The sequence below is a fragment of the Acidiphilium acidophilum genome (genome assembly GCF_033842475.1).
Lineage (GTDB): Bacteria > Pseudomonadota > Alphaproteobacteria > Acetobacterales > Acetobacteraceae > Acidiphilium > Acidiphilium acidophilum.
In genome coordinates this window covers 1,140,805-1,159,026 of the sequence record NZ_JAWXYB010000018.1, presented here as the reverse complement: position 1 = coordinate 1,159,026, position 18,222 = coordinate 1,140,805, and the positions used below count along the sequence as shown (strand labels likewise).

Here is an 18,222-nt window from a genome sequence, read left to right as displayed (position 1 = left end):
CCCGGCGCAAATCTCGGATATGGACATGCTGGCAGAACCGATCGACTCATGGCTCCGTAACGCCTGTCGGGAGGCGCGGGACGCCGGGCGGCAACTGGCGCAGGCGCCGGCGAGGCAGCGAGATGCGGCGCTGGTGGCCGTTGCGGGGGCGATCCGCCGTCATCGAGAGGCGATCATGATGGCGAATGCGCAGGATATCGCGGCGTATTCCGGGACGGATGCGTTTCGGGACCGTTTGTTGCTCACGGAGCCCCGAATTGAGGCGATGGCCGCCGGGGTGGAGATCGTTGCGGGGCTGCCCGATCCGCTGGGGGGGGCGCTTGCTGAGTGGGAGCGACCCAACGGGCTGGTGATCAGGCGGGTGCCGCAGCCGATCGGGGTGATCGGGATGATTTATGAGAGCCGGCCAAATGTGGGGGCGGACGCTGCGGCGATCTGTTTGAAATCGGGTAATGCGGTCATTCTGCGGGGCGGGTCGGAAAGTCAGCATTCGGCGCGGGCGATCCATGAAGCAATCAGCGAGGGACTGCAGGAGGCGGGATTGCCTGGGTCTTGTGTTCAGATCGCGCCGACGACCGATCGGGAATTCGTTGCTGCCATGCTGAGGGCGACCGGGATGATCGACCTGATCATTCCGCGGGGGGGCAAATCGCTGGTCGAGCGGGTGCAGAGAGAGGCGCGGGTGGCGGTTCTGGCTCATGCCGAGGGGTTGAACCATACATATGTCGATCGCGGGGCTGATCTGGCGATGGCACGGACGATCCTGGCCAATGCCAAAATGCGGCGGACCGGGGTTTGCGGGGCGACCGAGACGTTGCTGATCGATGGGGCGGTGGCGGAGGCGTGGTTGCCGGTGCTGGTGGGTGATTTGCGGGCGCTGGGGTGCGATTGCCGTGGGGATGAGCGGGCGCGGGCGATTGTTGCCATGGGGGAGGCGGAATTCGATACCGAATGGCTGGATGCGGTGATTTCGGTGGGGGTGGTCGATGGGCTGGAGGGGGCGCTGGCGCATATCGGACGGTATGGATCGTCACACACCGATGCGATCGTGACGGAGGATGCCGAGGTGGCGGGGCGGTTTCTGGCGGGGATCGATAGTGCGGTGGGGATGTGGAATGCCTCGACCCAGTTTTGCGATGGGGGGGAGTTTGGATTCGGGGCGGAAATCGGGATTGCCACGGGGCGGGTTCATGCGCGGGGGCCGGTGGGGCCGGCGCAGCTGACGACGTTTCGGTATCATGTGGTGGGGACAGGCCAGGTGCGGCCCTGAGCGATCCGGTTCCGCGATTCGGGGATCGGCGTGGTTTGCGGATCGGGTTGCTGGGGGGGAGTTTCAATCCGGCTCATGCTGGTCATTTGCATGTGGCGCGGGCGGCGATGAGGCAGTTGGGGCTGGATCAGGTGTGGTTGCTGGTTTCACCGGGGAATCCTTTGAAGGCGGGGATGGCGATGGGTTCGCTGGAGGATCGGCTGGGGTCGGCACGGGGGATTGCGGATGGGCGGCGGATTCTGGCGACTTCGGTGGAGGCGGCGTGGGGGACGCGGTTTACTGCCGATACGGTGAGGGAATTACGAAGGCGGTTTCCCCGGGCGCAATTTATCTGGTTGATGGGGGCGGATAATCTGGCGCAATTGCCGCGGTGGGATCGGTGGCGGGAGATCGTTCGGGCGGTGCCGGTGGCGGTTTTGCCACGGCCTGGGGAGAAGCGGGCGGCTTTGGCGGGGCGGGCGGCGCGGGTTTTGAGGCATTTGCGGGTGAGGCCGGGGCGGTTGACGGGGCCGGTGGGGTGGGCATGGTTGCCTGTGCGTGAGAATCCGCTATCAGCCACTGCGTTGCGTGCTTTATCATCAGGAGAGCCATCATAACCCGTCCGCCGAGCCGTACTTCGAGTCCCCCTGCCGCGCCGCGCAAGCGCAAGGCGCCGGTGGTTGCCGAGATTTTGCCGAAAGTTCCCGGATCGCCGCGCAAGAAGGCGGTGGTGGCGGGGCCGAAACCGCGGGTGCGGAAGTCGGCCGAGGGGTCGCCTGACCTACTGGAGCGGATGCAGAAGGCGATCGTTTCCAGCCTTGAGGATGACAAGGCCGAGGATGTCGTGGCGCTCGATCTGGCGGGGCGGGCGAGTTTTGCCGATCGGATGGTGATTGCGACCGGTCTGGCGGATCGTCAGATTGCGGCGATGGCTACTCATTTGATCGAGAAGCTGGCGGAGCTGGGGGTCAAGCGGGTGCAGACCGAGGGGGCTGGCGGGTCGGACTGGGTGCTGGTGGATGCGGGTGACATTGTGGTGCATCTGTTCAAGGCGGAGGCGCGGGCGATGTATGCGCTTGAGAAAATGTGGGGGCCGGAGCTGGACGAGCCGGAAGGCTGATGCGGCTGGTTGCGGTCGGGCGGGAGAGTTCCGGGCCGGCGCAGGAGTTGTTTGTTCGGTATGCGAAGCGGGTTGGGCTTGAGCTGATCGCGCTGGCGGATGGGGTTGGGAGTCCGGGCGAGATCAAGCGGCGGGAAGCTGCGGCTATTTTGGGGAAAATCGCGGGGTCTGATTTCGTCGTCGTGCTCGATGAGGGCGGGGTGATGCCTGACAGTATGGGGTTTTCGCGGCTGTTTGCGGGGTGGGCGGAGCGCGGGCGGGTGGTTTTCGTGATCGGCGGGGCCGAGGGGCTGGATGGGGCGGTGCTGGCGCGGGCGGGGGTTGTGGTTTCGCTGGGGAGGCTGACGTTGCCGCACATGCTGGCGCGGGTGGTTCTGGCGGAGCAGTTGTATCGGGCGAAATGTATTCTGGCGGGACACCCTTATCACCGGGCCGGGCGGCCCTGATATTTGTTGCGATATCGTAACTAATTGGATGTGGGCGGGTGGTGGTTCAGGAGTGGGTGGTTCGGGGTTTGATCCAGGGCGGCCAGAAGCGGTTGCCGGGGGCGAAGGGGGTTGGGCGCGGGAGGATGCCGTTATTTGGGGGTTCGGGTGGTTTGGGGGGTTTGGGGCGGTTGGGGCGGGGGGATTGGGTGGGGGTGATGTCGCTATCGAGGTAGAGGCTGCGGGGGCGGGCGAGGCCGAGGCTGCGGCAGAGGGGGCGGAGGATGCGCCCGATGGTGGGGTTTGCCGCGATCAGGGTGGTCATTGCCGGGTCATCGAGGAGGAAGGCGAGTTCGGCGCGCGCGAGGGAGGGACCGGCGAGGATGCCGGTGATGTTCTGGCCGAGCCAGTTGAAGGCGGTGGGCAGGCGGTATTCGGCTTGGAAGAGGGGTTCGGGGGTTGGTTTGCGGGGGCTTGTGCGCGGGCGCGGGGCGCGGGGGCCGCGGGCGATGAGGCGGTTGAAGCGCTGCGACAGGCGGCAGATGCGCGCCCACATGATGAGGATGAGGGGCCAGGCGATGCCCTGCTCGCGCCCCTGGACGATGATGCACCGGCACAGGTAGGCCATGATCGTTTTGAAACGATCGGTAGGCGTCGCGTCGGGTGGGTAGGGGGTCCAGGGCAACATCGCGCGGAGATAAGCACGATGGGTGGGGGGTGAGAAAGGGGTTTGTTTACGGTTTGTTCGGCACGATCTTCCGCAAACCAAAGCTCCAATAGGCAAACCAATCCGCTAGTTTCTGCCGGTTATTTTGAATTCAATCCGCGGCCGTGCTATGTTATTCCAAGGCTGGTTGGGGCGCTTCAGAAAACATTGGGGAATCAACAGGCCGTGAAATGAAGCTGGCAACGCCTAAGGCACCTTCGCTCGGGATAACGATGTACGTTCTTACCACTATTTTCGGCACTATATTGGCGTTTGACGGCAAAAAAATGGGACTGGTCCACTGCGATCTCAAGAAACTAGGTCGTGATATACAGCCGATTTACTTGGACCGTAATCCAAAACCGCGGTTATTGTTGAAACGAGCGTCTGGTTATTATAGCAATATTCATTTAGATGCTCCCACCGGCTTTCGTAGCCTGCCGGGCGATGTCTTAGAGACTGATAGCGGAAAGTTCGATCATAGTCTTTCAATTAAAGGATCATCCGGATATGTAACATATCGTCCCGATGGCGGCATCAACGTTGATACACTAGAAAAATCTGACTGGGAAAGTTTTTATCCGGTTGATTCAGAATTGTTTGCGTATTTGCAGGAAATATCTTGGCACGACTGGGTTTTCTCCGCGAATAAGCTGCTTGCTCGTTCGAGTGAAATAGGATTCTCGGGATCTAACAAATTTCGAATTTCAGAGCTTAATCTGGATCTTGCCCAAGACAATCAATTTATGTCGATACGAAGGGACCACATAGGCAATGGAATTTTGTCCCTTGATCTCAATTCGAATGTATGGCGCTTTGATCGACTTAAACGGTACAATCCTTTAGTTGTGTTCGTCTTATTTGGTTCCGGTGAAATCGAAAAGCAGTTTATTTCAGCCGTCACCAGCCTTGTGAGAATTGGAAACTACAACGATAAAATACTTCTTATTACTGATAAGACGCCGCATGATATTGAAACACTCATGATATTACTCGGAAAAATTAATATAATGATCAAAATCGTTTCTGCGCTTGACAGGACTGATCAGGTTTCAGCTAGATTGATGCTGGCTGAAATTGATGAAATATCTGATCATCAACCTATTTTATATGCTGATCTCGATATTATATTCGATAACGATATTGAAAAATTCTTAGTTGACCTGCTTTTTTCAGACAAAATGACTGCACAGCAAGAAGAATTTCAAAATAGATTAGATGGTGCTTCTGTCGGTGCGGAACTGTTCAATGACGATCCCATTCAGGTAGAAAACACATTTGGTTTTAATTCTGGGCTTATGGGATTTCCAAACATGGAAATTTGTGCCTCGATTTTGAGCTCAACAAAGAAGCTATTAACTGAATACTGTCGGATTCATGGAAGAAATGGCCTAACTTGGGCGGATCAGGCCGCTATAAATTACGTTGCTGCAAAATTCGATGCCTTTGATCCTGAACCACTAACTCGATTAACGAGAGTTCCGTTTCATCATGACCAGTTTGACCAAAATGATCGGAGAGGATTTGTTCACTTTTGGCACTTTGGGCCAAATAGAGCTATCGCGATGACTAGATACTTGCAGAGTCTTCTAATGTCTAGCGACGTTTATCCCGCTTAAACATTTGAATTTATCGCTTTATAAATCCTCAACCAAAAAGGTATAAAAATATATGGCTGGTCTAGATTTAGTTACCGAAGATATTTTGGAATATGCTAGCGTAGAAGAAATAACCACTATCGTTCCTAACGATCTGTTTTATAATACACCAAATTCCAGAACTTTATTTTATAAAAGGTCAACTTGCTCATTTCCAAATTCAAATCTTCTTAATATTCCAAATAAAGATGTTTTGTTAACTGGACCGTTTTATTTTTATCCGCATATTGGAGAAGTACCGTCTGGATTTCCCACTACAACGACTTCTCCAGACTTGTATCTGACTCGCATCTCAGATGTGACGTGTGCTCCCGGCCAACTTGCAATGCTTTTACCTAAAAACTCTGAAGATCGCGCACCCAAAATTATTGGTACATCACTCTCCGATGAATATAGCCGTGGCAGCGTGTCAATCAACAAAATTGACGACGTTAAGTTCTCTTTGAAAATTTCGATTTCAAACCCTGAGTATGTGAAAGGGACATACTTATATTTTGACTGTATGCACGGAGATCATTTTGGACATTTTATTGTAGATATTCTATCAATGTTCTGGGCGATCGATTTCGCGAGAGATTTAGGCTTTTCCGACCTTAAAATAGCTATTTCTCAAAATTTATCTCCATATTTTAAGGATGCGTTAGCGTGCTGGGGCGTTCCGCCGGACTCCGTTTATCAGATTGAGCGGCCAGTTATTTTTGAGAACGTTTTGTTTGCAACGCGATCGTTTTTTACGCAAGGATATACTACGGAAGTTGCTTGTAATATCTGGAAAAAGGTTCGTGACTACTATAATTTAAACACAGGCCCTTCGGCAATTTATATTTCGAGGTCGGGAGTTAATAGTCGAAAACTAAAAAATGAAATCGAGGTTGAGGAGATTTTTCGTCAAAAAGGTTTTGAGGTTATACATCCAGAAAATTTAACTTTTCCTGAACAAGTTAATTTATGGGCAAATGCCGAGACTGTAGCTGGTCCAGCCGGTAGCAATCTATATGGTCTCGCCTTCCAACTTAATTTGAAGTCCTCTTTTATAATTTGTCCACCAGACTTTGTTCATGTACAAGAACTCATGCTGCAATCTGGATATTCGTCAAATACTTTCTTTTATTTTGGTGACTATTCTGATGGAAGCATTCATGGTTCTTGGTCGGTTGATATTCCTAATATGGAACATTATATCAATCGGTGGCTTCAGGAGCATACTGTGTATGCGCCCAATAAATTTAGTACGAAGATTTCATCCGTGCGGATCGAATCTATGGGCGGTTTTGCTAATAAAATGATCCAGTTTATGGTAGGAAATCGCATAAGCGCGTCGGTTCCAAGGTGTAGGTTAGTTCATGACGCGCTACTGGAATGGGGTATTACGTCATCTGAGTTCGATGGTGCGATCTCTAAGTCTGTGAGGTTCGGTCCAGGACGCCATAGGCTGGATATTGTGGGCATTACTAGTTGCCTTAATCGTGGTATGATCGATACTGTCGTAGTTGATAGCTACGCACAGCATTTCGACAATTTTCCAGATGTCGCTACGGCGCGACGTTTGTTTGTGACACCGTCGGCGTTGGATCATGTGCGGGGGTTCGGTGCGGATCGGTTAGTGATCAGCATACGGGGTGGGGAGATACTGGATGGGCGGCATCCTGATTATATTTTGCTGCCGCCGTCCTTTTATGAGGGGTTGATCGAACAGACCGGATTAAAGCCGGTGTTTTTCGGGCAGATCGAGGATAATGCGTATTGTCTGGCGTTGCGGGCACGGTTTCCGCGCGCGGAGTTTGTTGCGGGCCAAGGGGTGATGCACGATTTCGCGGTGCTGCGGCGCTCCTGCCATATCGTGCCGAGCATCAGCACGTTTTCATGGCTGGCAGCATGGCTCAGCGAGGCCGAAAGCGTGCATCTGCCGGTCGCGGGGTTGTTTAATCCACGTCAGGCGCGGGCGCATTTTCTGTTGCCGCTCGATGATCCGCGTTACCGGTTCCATTTGTTTCCGCTGGCGTATGCTGTGGATGTCGCGAAGTATCCCCATCATTTCGCGACGATGCAGCGGGCGCTGGATGGGACGGCCCGGCTCGTTTCAGCGGAACGGCTGCGGGCGATCATCGAGGCTGCGCCACAGGTCAAACGGCGGATCGATGCGTATCTGGCGTTCTATGATGATGCGTTTTATTCGGAATCGCAGGGGGATATCGGGGCGGCGGTTCGGGATGGGCTATTGCCGAGCGCGTTGCATCATTACCTCGAACATGGATTCCGAGAGGAAAGACCGTGTTTCAAGCTCGACCCGTTTCATTACGCTACGAGATACCCGCTGGCTGCCGCTGAGGTGGCGCAAGGCGAATATCTGGATTTTGAGCATCATTATGTCGAAATCGGGCACCGGCGGGGTTATACTGCAGCGCCATGATGCAGATCGGGCTGGGTTGCCCTTGCTCTCCAATATGCCAGCCATCGGCGATTTGCGTTCGCGATGAAAACTGCGGAAGCCTGTGGGATTGGCAAAAAGCATTCCCATGCATTTTTTCTGGATACATGAAAATCAAGGCTACCGGGCTCGAACGCCGATGGTGCAGGGCGGGCTGACACGTAATCGCCGGATACCAAGTTCAGTGCAATTTCGTCGGTTCGTAGTCCTGCAACGACGTTGAAGGATGGCCTTTTGGCTGCATCAGCAAGTTCGCCGGTCAGTGGGTCGATAACTCGCTTTTGTCCATCGAGGTTGACAAAGATTTCGTCTGGATGATCCGGGTTCCATAACAGGAGCTGTTCCATTTCGATCTCGCCGGGTGATTGGTGGCGGAGTTTTCGCTGCTCTGGACTCCATGCGAGGAAGGTTCCGAATTCGGTCAGAAGGGCGCAGTTGCCCGTGGCTTGTTCCAAAGATGAGCGTGCTTTTTCGGTTTCTGGTCTCAGCGGAAGGTTTGGCGACGGTTCGGGGCTGGATTGCCGCGCTTCGCTCGCAATGACGGGTTGGGGTCGGGGGGTTGGGCCGGGCGGGGTTAGGGTTGGGGATAAAGGTTCTTTGCTTCTTTCTTGCAAGAAAGAAGGGCTTGCTGCTTTGGTTTCTGGTCTCGGCGGAAGGTCTGGCGAGGGTTCGGGGCTGGATTGCCGCGCTTCGCTCGCAATGACGGGTTGGGGTTGGGGGGGTGGGGTGCCGAGGTTCGCGAGGATTTTTCGGACGCGGGGAGTGAGGTCGCGGGCGCTGTCGTCGGGGATTTCGTTGCGGTCGTAGGCTTCGAATTCGGAATCCTCGCGGGATGTGTCGTGGTAGCCGCGCTGCATTTTGTCGGCCCAGTGGGCGCGGGAGCGGGTGAAATAGTGGTGGAGTTTGCCGAGGGTGTAGTCGGGGTCGGTGTCGAGCAATCCGCCCTGGGTGAAGGTGAGCGGTTTGCCGGTGAGGCTGCGGTACTGGCCGTCCATCGCGAAGGAATGGGCGTTGTGACAGTAGAGCATGTGTTTGGGGCGGATGATGGATTTGATGTGGCGGTTGGGGCCGAAGGAGGGTTCGGAGCGGTGGGTGAAGGCTTCGATCAGGAGGCCGTCCGGTTTTTCGGTGTGGCCGGATGAGCCGAACATGGCCCAGGGGACGCCGATGGCGGGGATGGCGGGGAAGAGATTGAGGATGGATTTGAGGTCGAAACCGGGATCGAGGACGAGGAATTCGTCGATGTCGAAGAAAGCGAGCCAGTCGAATTCATCGGTGTAGGAGCGGGCTGCGTGTTCGTAGCAACGGGTCTGGTAGTCCGGGGTGGTCATGGTCCATTCGTGGAGGCGGACGTCGTGATCAGGGGCGAAGGCGCGGATGCGGGCGGCGGTATCGTCGGTTGACTGGTTGTCGAAGACGATGACGGTGTCGAAGCCGATGGCGAGTTGGTAGGCGATCCATTCCGCGACGTGGTTCTGTTCGTTTTTGACGATGGCGACGCAGGCGAGGCGGAGATTGGTCATTCGCTATCCAGTTTCAGGCGGGCGGGTTGGGAAAGAGGGTGGTCATCCAGAGGGCGACGCCGGTTACCGAATAGGGGCTGGTTTCCGATCCGACCAGATTGATGAAGTTTTTCGGCCAAGGCAACGGATCGTAGTTTTCGACGACGTAGTTGGTGGGGATGGCGTTTCGTTTGCGGAGGTAAGCGACCATCAACTGTGTGTCGGACAGGAAGCGGCGGCGGGCGGTGTTGGGGGAGATAATCAGGATCGAGCGGAGATGGTTCTGGTTGGCCCATTGGATTTCGTGGACGATGAAATGGCGATAGTCCGGGGTGTACCAGAAAAAGAAGGAGGGTGGGGCGTCGATTGCGATGCCGCCGCCGATGAGGGCGCGGCGTTTGTTCTGGTCCCAGACGTGGCGGTCGATTTTGCCGTGGTGCCAGAGTTGGTTGACGTTGGGGGCGAAGACAGGGGCGAGGGTTTTCAGGCCATCGGCGCGGCCTCCGGCAACGTAGGCTCGCCATTGAGGGAGGGTGAGGCCACCTGCGCCGTTGATGTTGGCGATGTGGGCGATGACGCCGCGCGCGAGGTAGGTTTGTTTGTAGTAGGTGCCGAAATAGGCGGATGCGTTCGCGGATGCGCCGAGTTCGAGCATTGCGGGGCCGGTGCCCTTGAAGACGTTCAGGATTTTCTGACGGGTTGGGTTGCCGTGTTTCAGGCGGGTCCAGATGTAATCGTGAATGTAGAGGGAGACTTTGCAGCTTTTGCGGAGGATGGCGGAGTTGGCGGGATTGGCGAGGCTCGCGAAACCGTCCACGCCGCCGACGGCGATGGGTTTGGTGTGATCGGAGCAGGCCGATGCGGGCGAGACGGTGAGTGCTGCCGCCGTTATCGCGAGTCCGAATGCCGATAGGGTTCTGATCGGTCGGATCACGGCAGGGCGGCGAGGTTTTGCTTTTGCATCGGGTAACGGGAGCCTTGCGATTTTTTTCGTGGTTCTCTCCTATCCTATCCGTGGCGGTGTGGGCAATGCGTTTTGCAATCTATGGTTAGAAGGGGAGCGAAAGTTCTTTGGTTCTTTCTTTCAAGAAAGAACGGCTTGCTTTGCCTTTCCCTTTTACCCGCTACCGGGGGTGACGGGATTGGATTGCCGCGCTTTGCTCGCGATGCCGGGGCTCAGATGATGATGACGCCGGCCTGCTGGTGGGACGGGACAAATCCGAGGAACGAATAACTCCGTTTCGACCATGCGAGGAATTCGTGGAAGGCTTTGAATTCGTGGGTGCGCCAGCCGGGGTAGTTCCAGTATTCGTCGAAGACGATGATGGTGCCGGGTTTGATGCGGTGGCCGAGGATTTCGAAGATGGTGCGGGTGGAGGAGTAGAGATCGCAATCGATGTGAAGGAAGGCGACATCGCCGGGGTGGGTCTGGGCGAAGGTGGGGAGGCTCTGGTCGAACCAGCCGCGCACGAGGCTTGCGTTAGCGGGGGTGTCGGGCGGGTTCTGGGCGAACATGCCTGCGGGGAAGCCGGGACGCCATTGTTCGGGGAGGCCTTCGAAACTGTCGAACCCGAAGACGGGTTGTTTCCAGTGGTTGGCGATGGTGCGGAGGGTGCTGCCGGAGGCGACGCCGAATTCGAGGACGAGGCCATCGCGGGGGGCGCAGTCGAGCCCGGCGCGGAGGAGGTCGTGGTTCGAGGCGAAGCGGGCGGCATCGGCGGCGTGATCGGCGACGTAGGCGGCGGTGTCGAGGCTGGCGGCGAAGGGGATGAGGTGGTCGATGTTGAAGGTGTCGTAGGAGCGCCCGAGGAGTTCGTTGCGGGCGCGGTCGAGGATTTGATTGACGAAGGGGGCCTGGCTGAGGTCCATGGCGTCGCTCATGGGCTGAGTGGTGCGCTGGGTTGGTTGCTGGACATGGACCGGGCGCCTTTGGGTTGGGTTCGGTTACTTTCCTAGCGCATGGGTGGGGCACTGAGCAATGCGTTTTGCAATTCAAGGTTAGAGGGGCGCGAAAGTTCTTTGGTTCTTTCTTTCAAGAAAGAACGGCTTGCTGCTTTGGTTTCTGGTCTCGACGGAAGGTTTGGCGACGGTTCGGGGCTGGATTGCCGCGCTTCGCTCGCAATGACGGGTTGGGGTTGGGGGGTTGGGCCGGGCGGGGTTAGGGTTGGGGATAAAGGTTCTTTGCTTCTTTCTTGCACGAAAGAAGGGCTTGCTGCTTTGGTTTCTGGTCTTGGCGGAAGGTCTGGCGAGGGTTCGGGGCTGGATTGCCGCGCTTCGCTCGCAATGACGGCGTGGGGGTTGGGGGGTTGGGCCGGGCGGGGTTAAGGTTGTGGATAAAGGTTCTTTGCTTCTTTCTTGCAAGAAAGAAGGGCTTGCTTCTTCGGCTTCTGGTCTTGGCGGAAGGTCTGGCGAGGGTTCGGGGCTGGATTGCCGCGCTTCGCTCGCAATGACGGGTTGGGGTTGGGGGGTTGGGCCGGGCGGGGTTAGGGTTGGGGATAAAGGTTCTTTGCTTCTTTCTTGCACGAAAGAAGGGCTTGCTGCTTTGGTTTCTGGTCTCGACGGAAGGTTTGGCGAGGGTTCGGGGCTGGATTGCCGCGCTTCGCTCGCAATGACGGCGTGGGGGTTGGGGGGTTGGGCCGGGCGGGGTTAGGGTTGGGGATAAAGGTTCTTTGCTTCTTTCTTGCGAGAAAGAAGGGCTTGCTGCTTTGGTTTCTGGTCTCGACGGAAGGTTTGGCGAGGGTTCGGGGCTGGATTGCCGCGCTTCGCTCGCAATGACGGCGTGGGGGTGATTGCGATGATGGGATGGGGGGATGGGAGCTGAGAGGCAGCCTGCGGTTTATATGATGGCGAATCGGCGGAACGGGACGATTTATGTCGGGGTTACGTCCGATCTGGTGCGGCGGGTGGCGCAGCATCGAGATGGTGGTGGTGCCGGTTTTGCGGCGCGGTACGGGTGCCGGATGTTGGTATGGTTCGAGATGTGGGGTTCGATGGAGGGGGCGATCGTGCGGGAGAAGGCTATCAAGGCGGGGTCGCGGCGGGGGAAGTTGGCGCTGATCGAGCAGGGGAATCCGGATTGGCGGGATTTGGGGATGGGGCTGGTTTGATGGCGGGGTGGGCTCGGCGGCGGGCTGATTGACAGGGGTGGCGGTGGGCGCTACCTCGGCGGCACCGGTTGGCGGCGTAGCTCAGCGGTAGAGCAGGAGAATCATAATCTCTTGGTCGGTGGTTCAAATCCGCCCGCCGCTACCAGGTTTTTTCGGGAAAATTTGTGGGTTTTGGATCGTGCGGCTGGTGGGCCGCGCGGGGTTTCGTCGTGCGCGGCTGGTGGGCCGCGCGGGGTTTGGTCATGCGTCCGGTTCGATGAAGCGGGGGAAGAGGCCGGTGGGGGTGGGGAGCGGGGCGGCGGTCGGGAGGGGGGTTTCGAGGGCGGCGAAGGTGCGGGCATCGGGTGGGACGGCGAGCTGGTCGAGCAGTTTTGCCATGGTGTCAGGCATGAAGGGCTGGAGCAGGAGGGCAGCGATGCGGAGGGTTTCGCAGAGGGTGCGCAGGACGTGGTTCATGCGGGCGGGGTCGGATTTGCGGAGGGTCCAGGGCTGCTGGTGGTCGATATAGGCGTTGGCGGCGCGGATGAGTTTCCAGATGTCTTCGAGGGCTTCCTGGTAGGCGAGACGGTCCATCGCGGCGCGGAACCGGGTGGGGAGGGTTGCGGCGATGGTGTTCAGCGCGTGGTCGGCTTCGGTTTCGGGGCCGGATTCGGGGATGGCGGCGCCGGCGTTTTTCGCGATGAAGCTGAGGGTGCGCTGGGCGAGGTTGCCGAGGCCGTTGGCGAGTTCGGTGTTCAGGCGGGTGATGATGGCGCGGCGGGAGACGTCGCCATCGTTGCCGAAGGGGATTTCGCGGAGGAGGAAGAAGCGGACGGGGTCGATGCCGAATTCGGCGATGAGGGGCTGGATTTCGAGGGCGTTGCCGAGGGATTTGGACATTTTTTCGCCATCGACGACCCACCAGCCGTGGCCGAAGACGCGTTTGGGGAGGGGGAGGTTGGCGGCCATCAGCATGGCGGGCCAGTAGATGGCGTGGAAGCGGGTGATTTCCTTGCCGACGAGGTGGATGTCGGCGGGCCAGAACTGCATGGCGGGGGCTGAGAGGTCGGGGTAGCCGAGGGCGGTGAGGTAGTTGGTGAGGGCGTCGATCCAGACATACATGACGTGGCCGGGGGCGTCGGGGACCGGCACGCCCCAGGTGAAGCTGGTGCGGCTGATCGAGATATCGCGCAGGCCGGAGCGGACGAAGCTGAGCACTTCGTTGCGGCTGGAGGCGGGCTGGATGAATTCGGGGTGGGATTCGTAGAGGTCGAGCAGGCGGGACTGGAAGGCGCTGAGTTTGAAGAAGTAGGAGGGTTCGCGGACCCATTCGACCGGGGCGCCGTAGGGGGAGCGTTTGGTGCCGTCGGGCGCGGTGGTGAGTTCGTCCTCGTTGTAGAAGGCTTCGTCGCGGGTGGCGTACCAGCCTTCGTAATGGCCGAGGTGGATGGCGCCGGCGGCATCGAGCGCCTGCCACATGGCGGCGCAGGCGGCTTTGTGGCGGGGTTCGGTGGTGCGGATGAAATCGGTGTTCGAGAGGTTGATCGCGCTGGCCATGGCGCGGAAGGCGGCGCTGTTGCGGTCCGCGAGGTGCTGGGGGGTGATGCCGGCATCGGTTGCGGCTTTTTCGATTTTCTGGCCGTGTTCGTCGGTGCCGGTGAGGAAGGCGACGTCGTAGCCGTCGAGGCGTTTGAAGCGGGCCATGACGTCGGCCGCGATGGAGGAATAGGCGTGGCCGATATGGGGGGCGCCGTTCACGTAATAGATGGGCGTGGTGATGTAGAAACGCTTGGTCATGCGGGCCTCAGGCGGTGGAGGAGGGTGAGGATGGCGGCGCGGGGGTCGAGGTTGAGGCCTTCGACTTCGGCTTCGAGCTGGCCGAACTCCTGCCAGAGGGCGGCTTGGCGATCAAGGGATGGGGCGGGGGCGGTGCGGGCTGTCATGCGGGCCTGGGCGCGGGTGGTGGTGGCGAGGGCGGTGCGGAGGAGGTCGAGGAAGGTGGTGAAACCGTCTTCGGCGCGGGCGACCTGATCGGCGATGGCGGCGGCGCGGGTGGGTGGGATGGCGGTGGTGAGGGCTTCCTCGGCGAGGGATGCGAGGGCGAGACCATCGGTGCCGGCAAGGGACAGGGCGCGGCCGATCGAGCCTTCGGAGAGGGTGGCGAGGCGGGTGCGCTGGGCGGCGGTGAGGTCGGGCTGGGCGGTGGCGAGGAGGGTTTCGAGGGTGGCGGGGTCGAGCGGGGCGGCATCGAGCTGGCGGGTTCGGCTGCGGATGGTGGGGAGCAGGCGGCCGGGGGCGTGGCTGATCAGGAGCCAGATGGCGCGCGGGGGTGGTTCCTCCAGGAGTTTGAGGAGGGCGTTGGCGGCGTTGCGGTTGAGGGCTTCCGCGCCATCGACGATGACAACGCGCCAGCCGCCCTCGCCGGGGGTGAGGCGGAGGAATTTTCCGGCCTGGGCGACGGTTTCGACGACGATTTCGCCCTGCATGCGCTTTTTTTTCTCGTCATAGCGGCGCTCGATGACGAGGAGGTCGGCGTGGGAGGCGACGGCGACGCGGCGGAAGACCGGGTCGGTGGGGGCGAGCGAGAGGTCGGGCGTGGTGGCGCCAGCGAGGAGCCAGCGGGCGAAGCGGTAGGCGAGGGTCGCTTTGCCGATGCCGGGCGGGCCGGCGATCAGCCAGGCGTGGTGCAGGCGGGGGCCGGAGGCGGTGCGGTGGAGTTCGGCGATCGCGCGGTTCTGGCCGAGCAGGAGGGGGTTGGCGCGCGGGGCGATCATGCGAGGCGGGCGGTGACGGTGGCGGCGATGGTGGCGGCGATGGAGTCGATGCTGCCGGTGGCATCGATCAGGGCGCAGCGGGCAGGGTCGGCGGCGGCGATGGCGCGGAAACCGGCGGCGATCCGGGCGGCGAAACCGGCGTCGAAGCGTTCGTAGCGGTCGGGTCGGCCGGAGTGCGCGGCGAAGCGCGCGGCGAGGCGGGTGGCGGCGATTTCGGGCGGGGCGTCGAGGATGAGGGTGAGGTCGGGGGTGAGGCCGATCAGGGTGGCGAGGGTGGCGATGGTGGCGGGTTCGACGCCGAGGCCGTGGCCCTGATAAGCCATGGTGGAATCGGTGAAGCGGTCGCACAGGACGATGGCGCCGCGCGCGAGGGCCGGACGGATCAGGGTTTCGACATGGTCGGCGCGGGCGGCGAAGACGAGGAGGGTGTCGGCGAGCGGGGCGAGGCTGGTGGCGGGGTCGAGCATCAGGGCGCGGAGGGATTCGGCACCGGGCGTGCCGCCGGGTTCGCGGGTCAGGACGATCGTGTGTCCCTGCTGGCGCAGGGTTGCGGCAAGGCGGGCGATCTGGGTGGATTTGCCGACGGCCTCACCGCCCTCGAAGGTGATGAAGACGCCGGGGTGGTTGGCGCGGTTCAATGCACGGTGATTTCGGGGTCGGGGACGCCGCGGGCGAGGACGGCGCGCAGGGCGGCATCGGCGGCGGCGACGCTGTGGTAGGGGCCGAGTTTCACGGCGTAGAGGGTGCGGCCTTCGCTCGATTGCGGCACGACGCCGCCGGGCAGGCCTTCGAGGCGGTAGAGCGTGTTTTGGGCATCGCTGCCGGAGCCGAAGCCGCCGATTTCGACGTAAAGCGGGCCGGGATCGGGCGCGGTGGTGTGGACGATGCCGGACAGGCCAGCGGCGGTGGAGGGTGCGGCGGCGGTGACCGGGGCGTTGGTCGGACGGGTGGTTCCGGCGGAGCCGGCGGCGCCGGGCGGAGGCGGCAGGGCGCTGGCCTCGACGCCCGCGACCGGGGCCGGGGTGAGATGCGGGCCGGCACCAAGGGCGGATTGCAGGGAGGAGGAGCGCGATTCCAGCAGTTTGACCCGGATTTCGACCACGCCACTGGCGGGAAAGCCGAGGCGGCTTGCGACGGCGCGGGTGACCGCGATGATGCGGCCGGGGGTGGCGGGTCCGCGATCGTTGACCCGGACGGTCAGGGATCGTCCGTTGACCAGATTGGTCAGGGTGACCAGCGAGGGCAGCGGCAGGACCGGGCTTTGCGCCATCAGGCCGGATTGGTGGAAGGCTTCGCCATCGGTGGTGGCGGCCTCGTGGCCGGGCGGGATGACCGCCGCGAGGCCGGTTTCGTCATAGGCACCGAAGGCGCGCGGGTAGTGCCATTCGCCGCCGGCCTCAAAGGGGTAGCCGATCGTGTAGTGCGCGCCGGTCGGCGCGGCTCCGGGCCGGGGCGGTTTGTGGGCGCAGCCGGCGAGCATTGCGACGGTGGCGGCGGCGATGGCGAGGCCGGTACGATTGAGGCCGGGCCACGGGCGGGCCGGGTTCATGCGGCGATCAGGCGGCCGAGTTCGCCGACCGCGAGGGCATAGAGATCGGACGGGTTGTAGCGGCGGATCGAGGTGAAATTGGCGTAGGCGAGATAGGCGGCACCGGTCGGGCCGTCGGGCAGGAGCAGCGAGGCTTCGGTGGTGGGGGGCAGGATGGCGGCATCGGCAAGGCGGTGGACGCCGAGTTGCTGCCAGCGGGCGAGCGGGAGGCGATGGTCGCGGCCGGCGAGGCCAGCGTTGAACCCGGCGGGGATCAGGACCGGCTCGCTCGACGGCAGGCCCGGGATCCAGTGGGCTTTGTGGAGATAGTTCGCGATCGAGGCGAGGGTGTCGGGCACGCTGGTCCAGATATTGGGGGTGCCCTGGCCGGAATAGTTCACCGCCGTGGTGAGGTAGACGCTCGGCATGAATTGGGGCTGCCCCATCGCGCCGGCCCAGGAGCCGATCAGGCCGGGGAGCGGGGCGTCGCCCCGGGCGGCGATTTTCATCGCGGCGATCGCCTCGTTGGCGAAGAAGGTGCTGTTGCGGAACCAGGCGAGGGTGGCGAGCGAATCGATCACCTGGAAATTGCCCTGGATGACGCCGAAATCGGTTTCGATGCCCCAGATGCCCATCATGGGCGCGGCATCGACGCCGAAGCGGCGGCGGAGATTGGCGAAGATGGGGCGCAGAGCCAATTCCTTCGCGTGACCATCCTTGATGCGCGCCTGGGTGACGACGCGGGCGCTGTATTGCGCCCAGGTGAGGGTGAATTCGGGCTGGTGACTGTCGAGATGGATGACCCGGGAATCGGGCGCGAGGCCGCCGAGGGCCTGCGTCACGATGCTGTCGGGCACCCCCTGCTGGCGGGCGCGGTTGCTCAGCCCGGCGAGGAAACCACTGAAATCGGCGGGCTGGGCGGCTCGGGCGGTTGCGGGAGCGAAGGCCCCGGCGAGCGGAAGAGCGGCGAGCGGAAGGGCGGCAAGCGGGGCGGCGGCGAGGAGGGTGCGGCGTTTCATTTTCGCCTTGTGCCATGCGCCGGAGCGGCGCGGAAGGTGGTCAGGCGGAATTGATCAGAGCGGTGCCGCATCGCAGGCGGCGAGCTCGATCAGGCGTTCCAGCACATCGGGTTCCTGGGCACCGGCAATGGCGGAGACGCCGTTGACCACGAAACAGGGCACGCCGTTGATGCCGAGGCGGTGGGCGTGGAGATTGTCGGCATGGACCTGATCGACCGCGAGATCGGAGGTGAGGAACCGGCGGGTGACCGCTGGATCGAGCCCGGCATCACCCGCGATGCGGACCAGGGACTCGATCTGGCCGATATCGACCCCGGCTTCGAAATAGGCGCGGAAGATCGCGAGGATGAGGGGTTCGACCGGGCCGATGGTGGTGGCGAAACGGACGAGGCGATGGGCATCGACACTGCTGGGCGTGCGGCGGATGCGGGCGAAATCGACCGTGAGGCCTTCGGTGGCCGCGATGTCGGTGATGGCGGCGTAGAAGCGGCGGGCGCGTTCCTCATCGCCGAATTTGCGGGCGGCATAGTCGGTCCGGCTGATGCCGGCGCGGGGCATGTCCGGATTGAGCAGGAACGGCCGCCATACCGGCTCGATGGCGAGATCGCGGCGCTCGGCGCGGAGACGGGCGAAGCGATGGACGCCGAGATAGCACCACGGGCAGACGAAATCGTAGACGATTTCGACCGCGATGCGGGCCGGACGGGGGAGTACCATATTCACTGTC

General features: G+C 60.9%; 17 protein-coding genes and 1 tRNA gene. 8 read left to right on the top strand and 10 right to left on the bottom strand.

The window, feature by feature from the left end:
* Window positions 1-19 precede the first annotated feature (19 nt).
* The 4 genes from SIL87_RS08200 to SIL87_RS08185 are packed head-to-tail and all read left to right on the top strand — an operon-like array spanning window position 20 to window position 2,815.
* Window positions 20-1,270, top strand: a complete 1,251-nt coding sequence (locus SIL87_RS08200) for a glutamate-5-semialdehyde dehydrogenase (protein WP_405055220.1) — start codon at window positions 20-22, stop codon at window positions 1,268-1,270.
* Entirely contained in the window at window positions 1,267-1,866 is a 600-nt protein-coding gene (locus SIL87_RS08195; protein WP_319615938.1) for a nicotinate-nucleotide adenylyltransferase, read from the top strand. The genes SIL87_RS08200 and SIL87_RS08195 overlap by 4 nt, the downstream gene beginning before the upstream one ends.
* Window positions 1,867-1,925: 59 nt before the next feature.
* The gene (gene rsfS / locus SIL87_RS08190) at window positions 1,926-2,369 is read left to right on the top strand and encodes a ribosome silencing factor (protein WP_319613684.1); all 444 of its coding nucleotides are present in this window, start codon (window positions 1,926-1,928) and stop codon (window positions 2,367-2,369) included.
* Window positions 2,369-2,815, top strand: coding sequence for a 23S rRNA (pseudouridine(1915)-N(3))-methyltransferase RlmH (locus tag SIL87_RS08185; RefSeq protein WP_319613682.1), 447 nt, complete (start codon window positions 2,369-2,371; stop codon window positions 2,813-2,815). Before rsfS ends, SIL87_RS08185 begins: the two co-directional genes overlap by 1 nt.
* A gap of 46 nt (window positions 2,816-2,861) precedes the next feature.
* Here the strand turns inward: SIL87_RS08185 and SIL87_RS08180 are convergent, their stop codons facing one another.
* A complete protein-coding gene (locus SIL87_RS08180; RefSeq protein ID WP_319613681.1) occupies window positions 2,862-3,422 on the bottom strand; it encodes a hypothetical protein in 561 nt (186 codons plus the stop codon).
* A 269-nt stretch (window positions 3,423-3,691) separates the two neighbouring features.
* Here SIL87_RS08180 and SIL87_RS08175 point away from each other — a divergent pair, with 269 nt between their 5' ends.
* Together SIL87_RS08175 and SIL87_RS08170 are read left to right on the top strand one after the other, a co-directional pair.
* Window positions 3,692-5,119 carry a hypothetical protein gene (locus SIL87_RS08175; protein WP_319613680.1) on the top strand — a complete coding sequence of 476 codons (1,428 nt, stop codon included), beginning with the start codon at window positions 3,692-3,694 and terminating at the stop codon, window positions 5,117-5,119.
* A 52-nt stretch (window positions 5,120-5,171) separates the two neighbouring features.
* Window positions 5,172-7,568 carry a glycosyltransferase 61 family protein gene (locus SIL87_RS08170; RefSeq protein ID WP_319613679.1) on the top strand — a complete coding sequence of 799 codons (2,397 nt, stop codon included), beginning with the start codon at window positions 5,172-5,174 and terminating at the stop codon, window positions 7,566-7,568.
* Here SIL87_RS08170 and SIL87_RS08165 read toward each other — a convergent pair.
* From SIL87_RS08165 to SIL87_RS08155, 3 genes are all read right to left on the bottom strand, one after another.
* Complete coding sequence (locus SIL87_RS08165; RefSeq protein ID WP_319613678.1) at window positions 7,550-9,109, bottom strand: glycosyltransferase family 2 protein; 1,560 nt, start codon at window positions 9,107-9,109, stop codon at window positions 7,550-7,552. The genes SIL87_RS08170 and SIL87_RS08165 overlap by 19 nt on opposite strands.
* A gap of 13 nt (window positions 9,110-9,122) precedes the next feature.
* Window positions 9,123-10,022 (bottom strand): hypothetical protein, encoded by a 900-nt coding sequence (locus SIL87_RS08160; RefSeq protein ID WP_319613677.1) that lies wholly within the window; start codon window positions 10,020-10,022, stop codon window positions 9,123-9,125.
* 242 nt (window positions 10,023-10,264) lie between these two features.
* A complete protein-coding gene (locus SIL87_RS08155) occupies window positions 10,265-10,957 on the bottom strand; it encodes a class I SAM-dependent methyltransferase (protein ID WP_319613676.1) in 693 nt (230 codons plus the stop codon).
* A gap of 971 nt (window positions 10,958-11,928) precedes the next feature.
* Here SIL87_RS08155 and SIL87_RS08150 point away from each other — a divergent pair.
* On the top strand, window positions 11,929-12,195 hold the full coding sequence (locus SIL87_RS08150; RefSeq protein WP_319613675.1) for a GIY-YIG nuclease family protein: 267 nt from the start codon (window positions 11,929-11,931) through the stop codon (window positions 12,193-12,195).
* 70 nt (window positions 12,196-12,265) lie between these two features.
* Window positions 12,266-12,340: transfer RNA gene (locus SIL87_RS08145), tRNA-Met, on the top strand.
* A 95-nt stretch (window positions 12,341-12,435) separates the two neighbouring features.
* On the opposite strand, the gene metG is transcribed toward SIL87_RS08145, so the two are convergent.
* The 6 genes from metG to SIL87_RS08115 are packed head-to-tail and all read right to left on the bottom strand — an operon-like array spanning window position 12,436 to window position 18,212.
* Window positions 12,436-13,971, bottom strand: a complete 1,536-nt coding sequence (metG, locus tag SIL87_RS08140; protein ID WP_319613673.1) for a methionine--tRNA ligase — start codon at window positions 13,969-13,971, stop codon at window positions 12,436-12,438.
* Complete coding sequence (locus SIL87_RS08135; RefSeq protein WP_319613672.1) at window positions 13,968-14,948, bottom strand: DNA polymerase III subunit delta'; 981 nt, start codon at window positions 14,946-14,948, stop codon at window positions 13,968-13,970. Before SIL87_RS08135 ends, metG begins: the two co-directional genes overlap by 4 nt.
* Window positions 14,945-15,586 carry a dTMP kinase gene (gene tmk / locus SIL87_RS08130; RefSeq protein WP_319613671.1) on the bottom strand — a complete coding sequence of 214 codons (642 nt, stop codon included), beginning with the start codon at window positions 15,584-15,586 and terminating at the stop codon, window positions 14,945-14,947. Before tmk ends, SIL87_RS08135 begins: the two co-directional genes overlap by 4 nt.
* Complete coding sequence (locus SIL87_RS08125) at window positions 15,583-16,497, bottom strand: septal ring lytic transglycosylase RlpA family protein (RefSeq protein ID WP_319613670.1); 915 nt, start codon at window positions 16,495-16,497, stop codon at window positions 15,583-15,585. The genes tmk and SIL87_RS08125 overlap by 4 nt, the downstream gene beginning before the upstream one ends.
* Window positions 16,494-17,495, bottom strand: a complete 1,002-nt coding sequence (locus SIL87_RS08120) for a lytic murein transglycosylase (RefSeq protein ID WP_319613669.1) — start codon at window positions 17,493-17,495, stop codon at window positions 16,494-16,496. Before SIL87_RS08120 ends, SIL87_RS08125 begins: the two co-directional genes overlap by 4 nt.
* A gap of 54 nt (window positions 17,496-17,549) precedes the next feature.
* Window positions 17,550-18,212: a DsbA family oxidoreductase gene (locus tag SIL87_RS08115; protein ID WP_319613668.1), complete on the bottom strand. Its 663-nt coding sequence runs from the start codon at window positions 18,210-18,212 to the stop codon at window positions 17,550-17,552.
* Window positions 18,213-18,222: the final 10 nt, after the last annotated feature.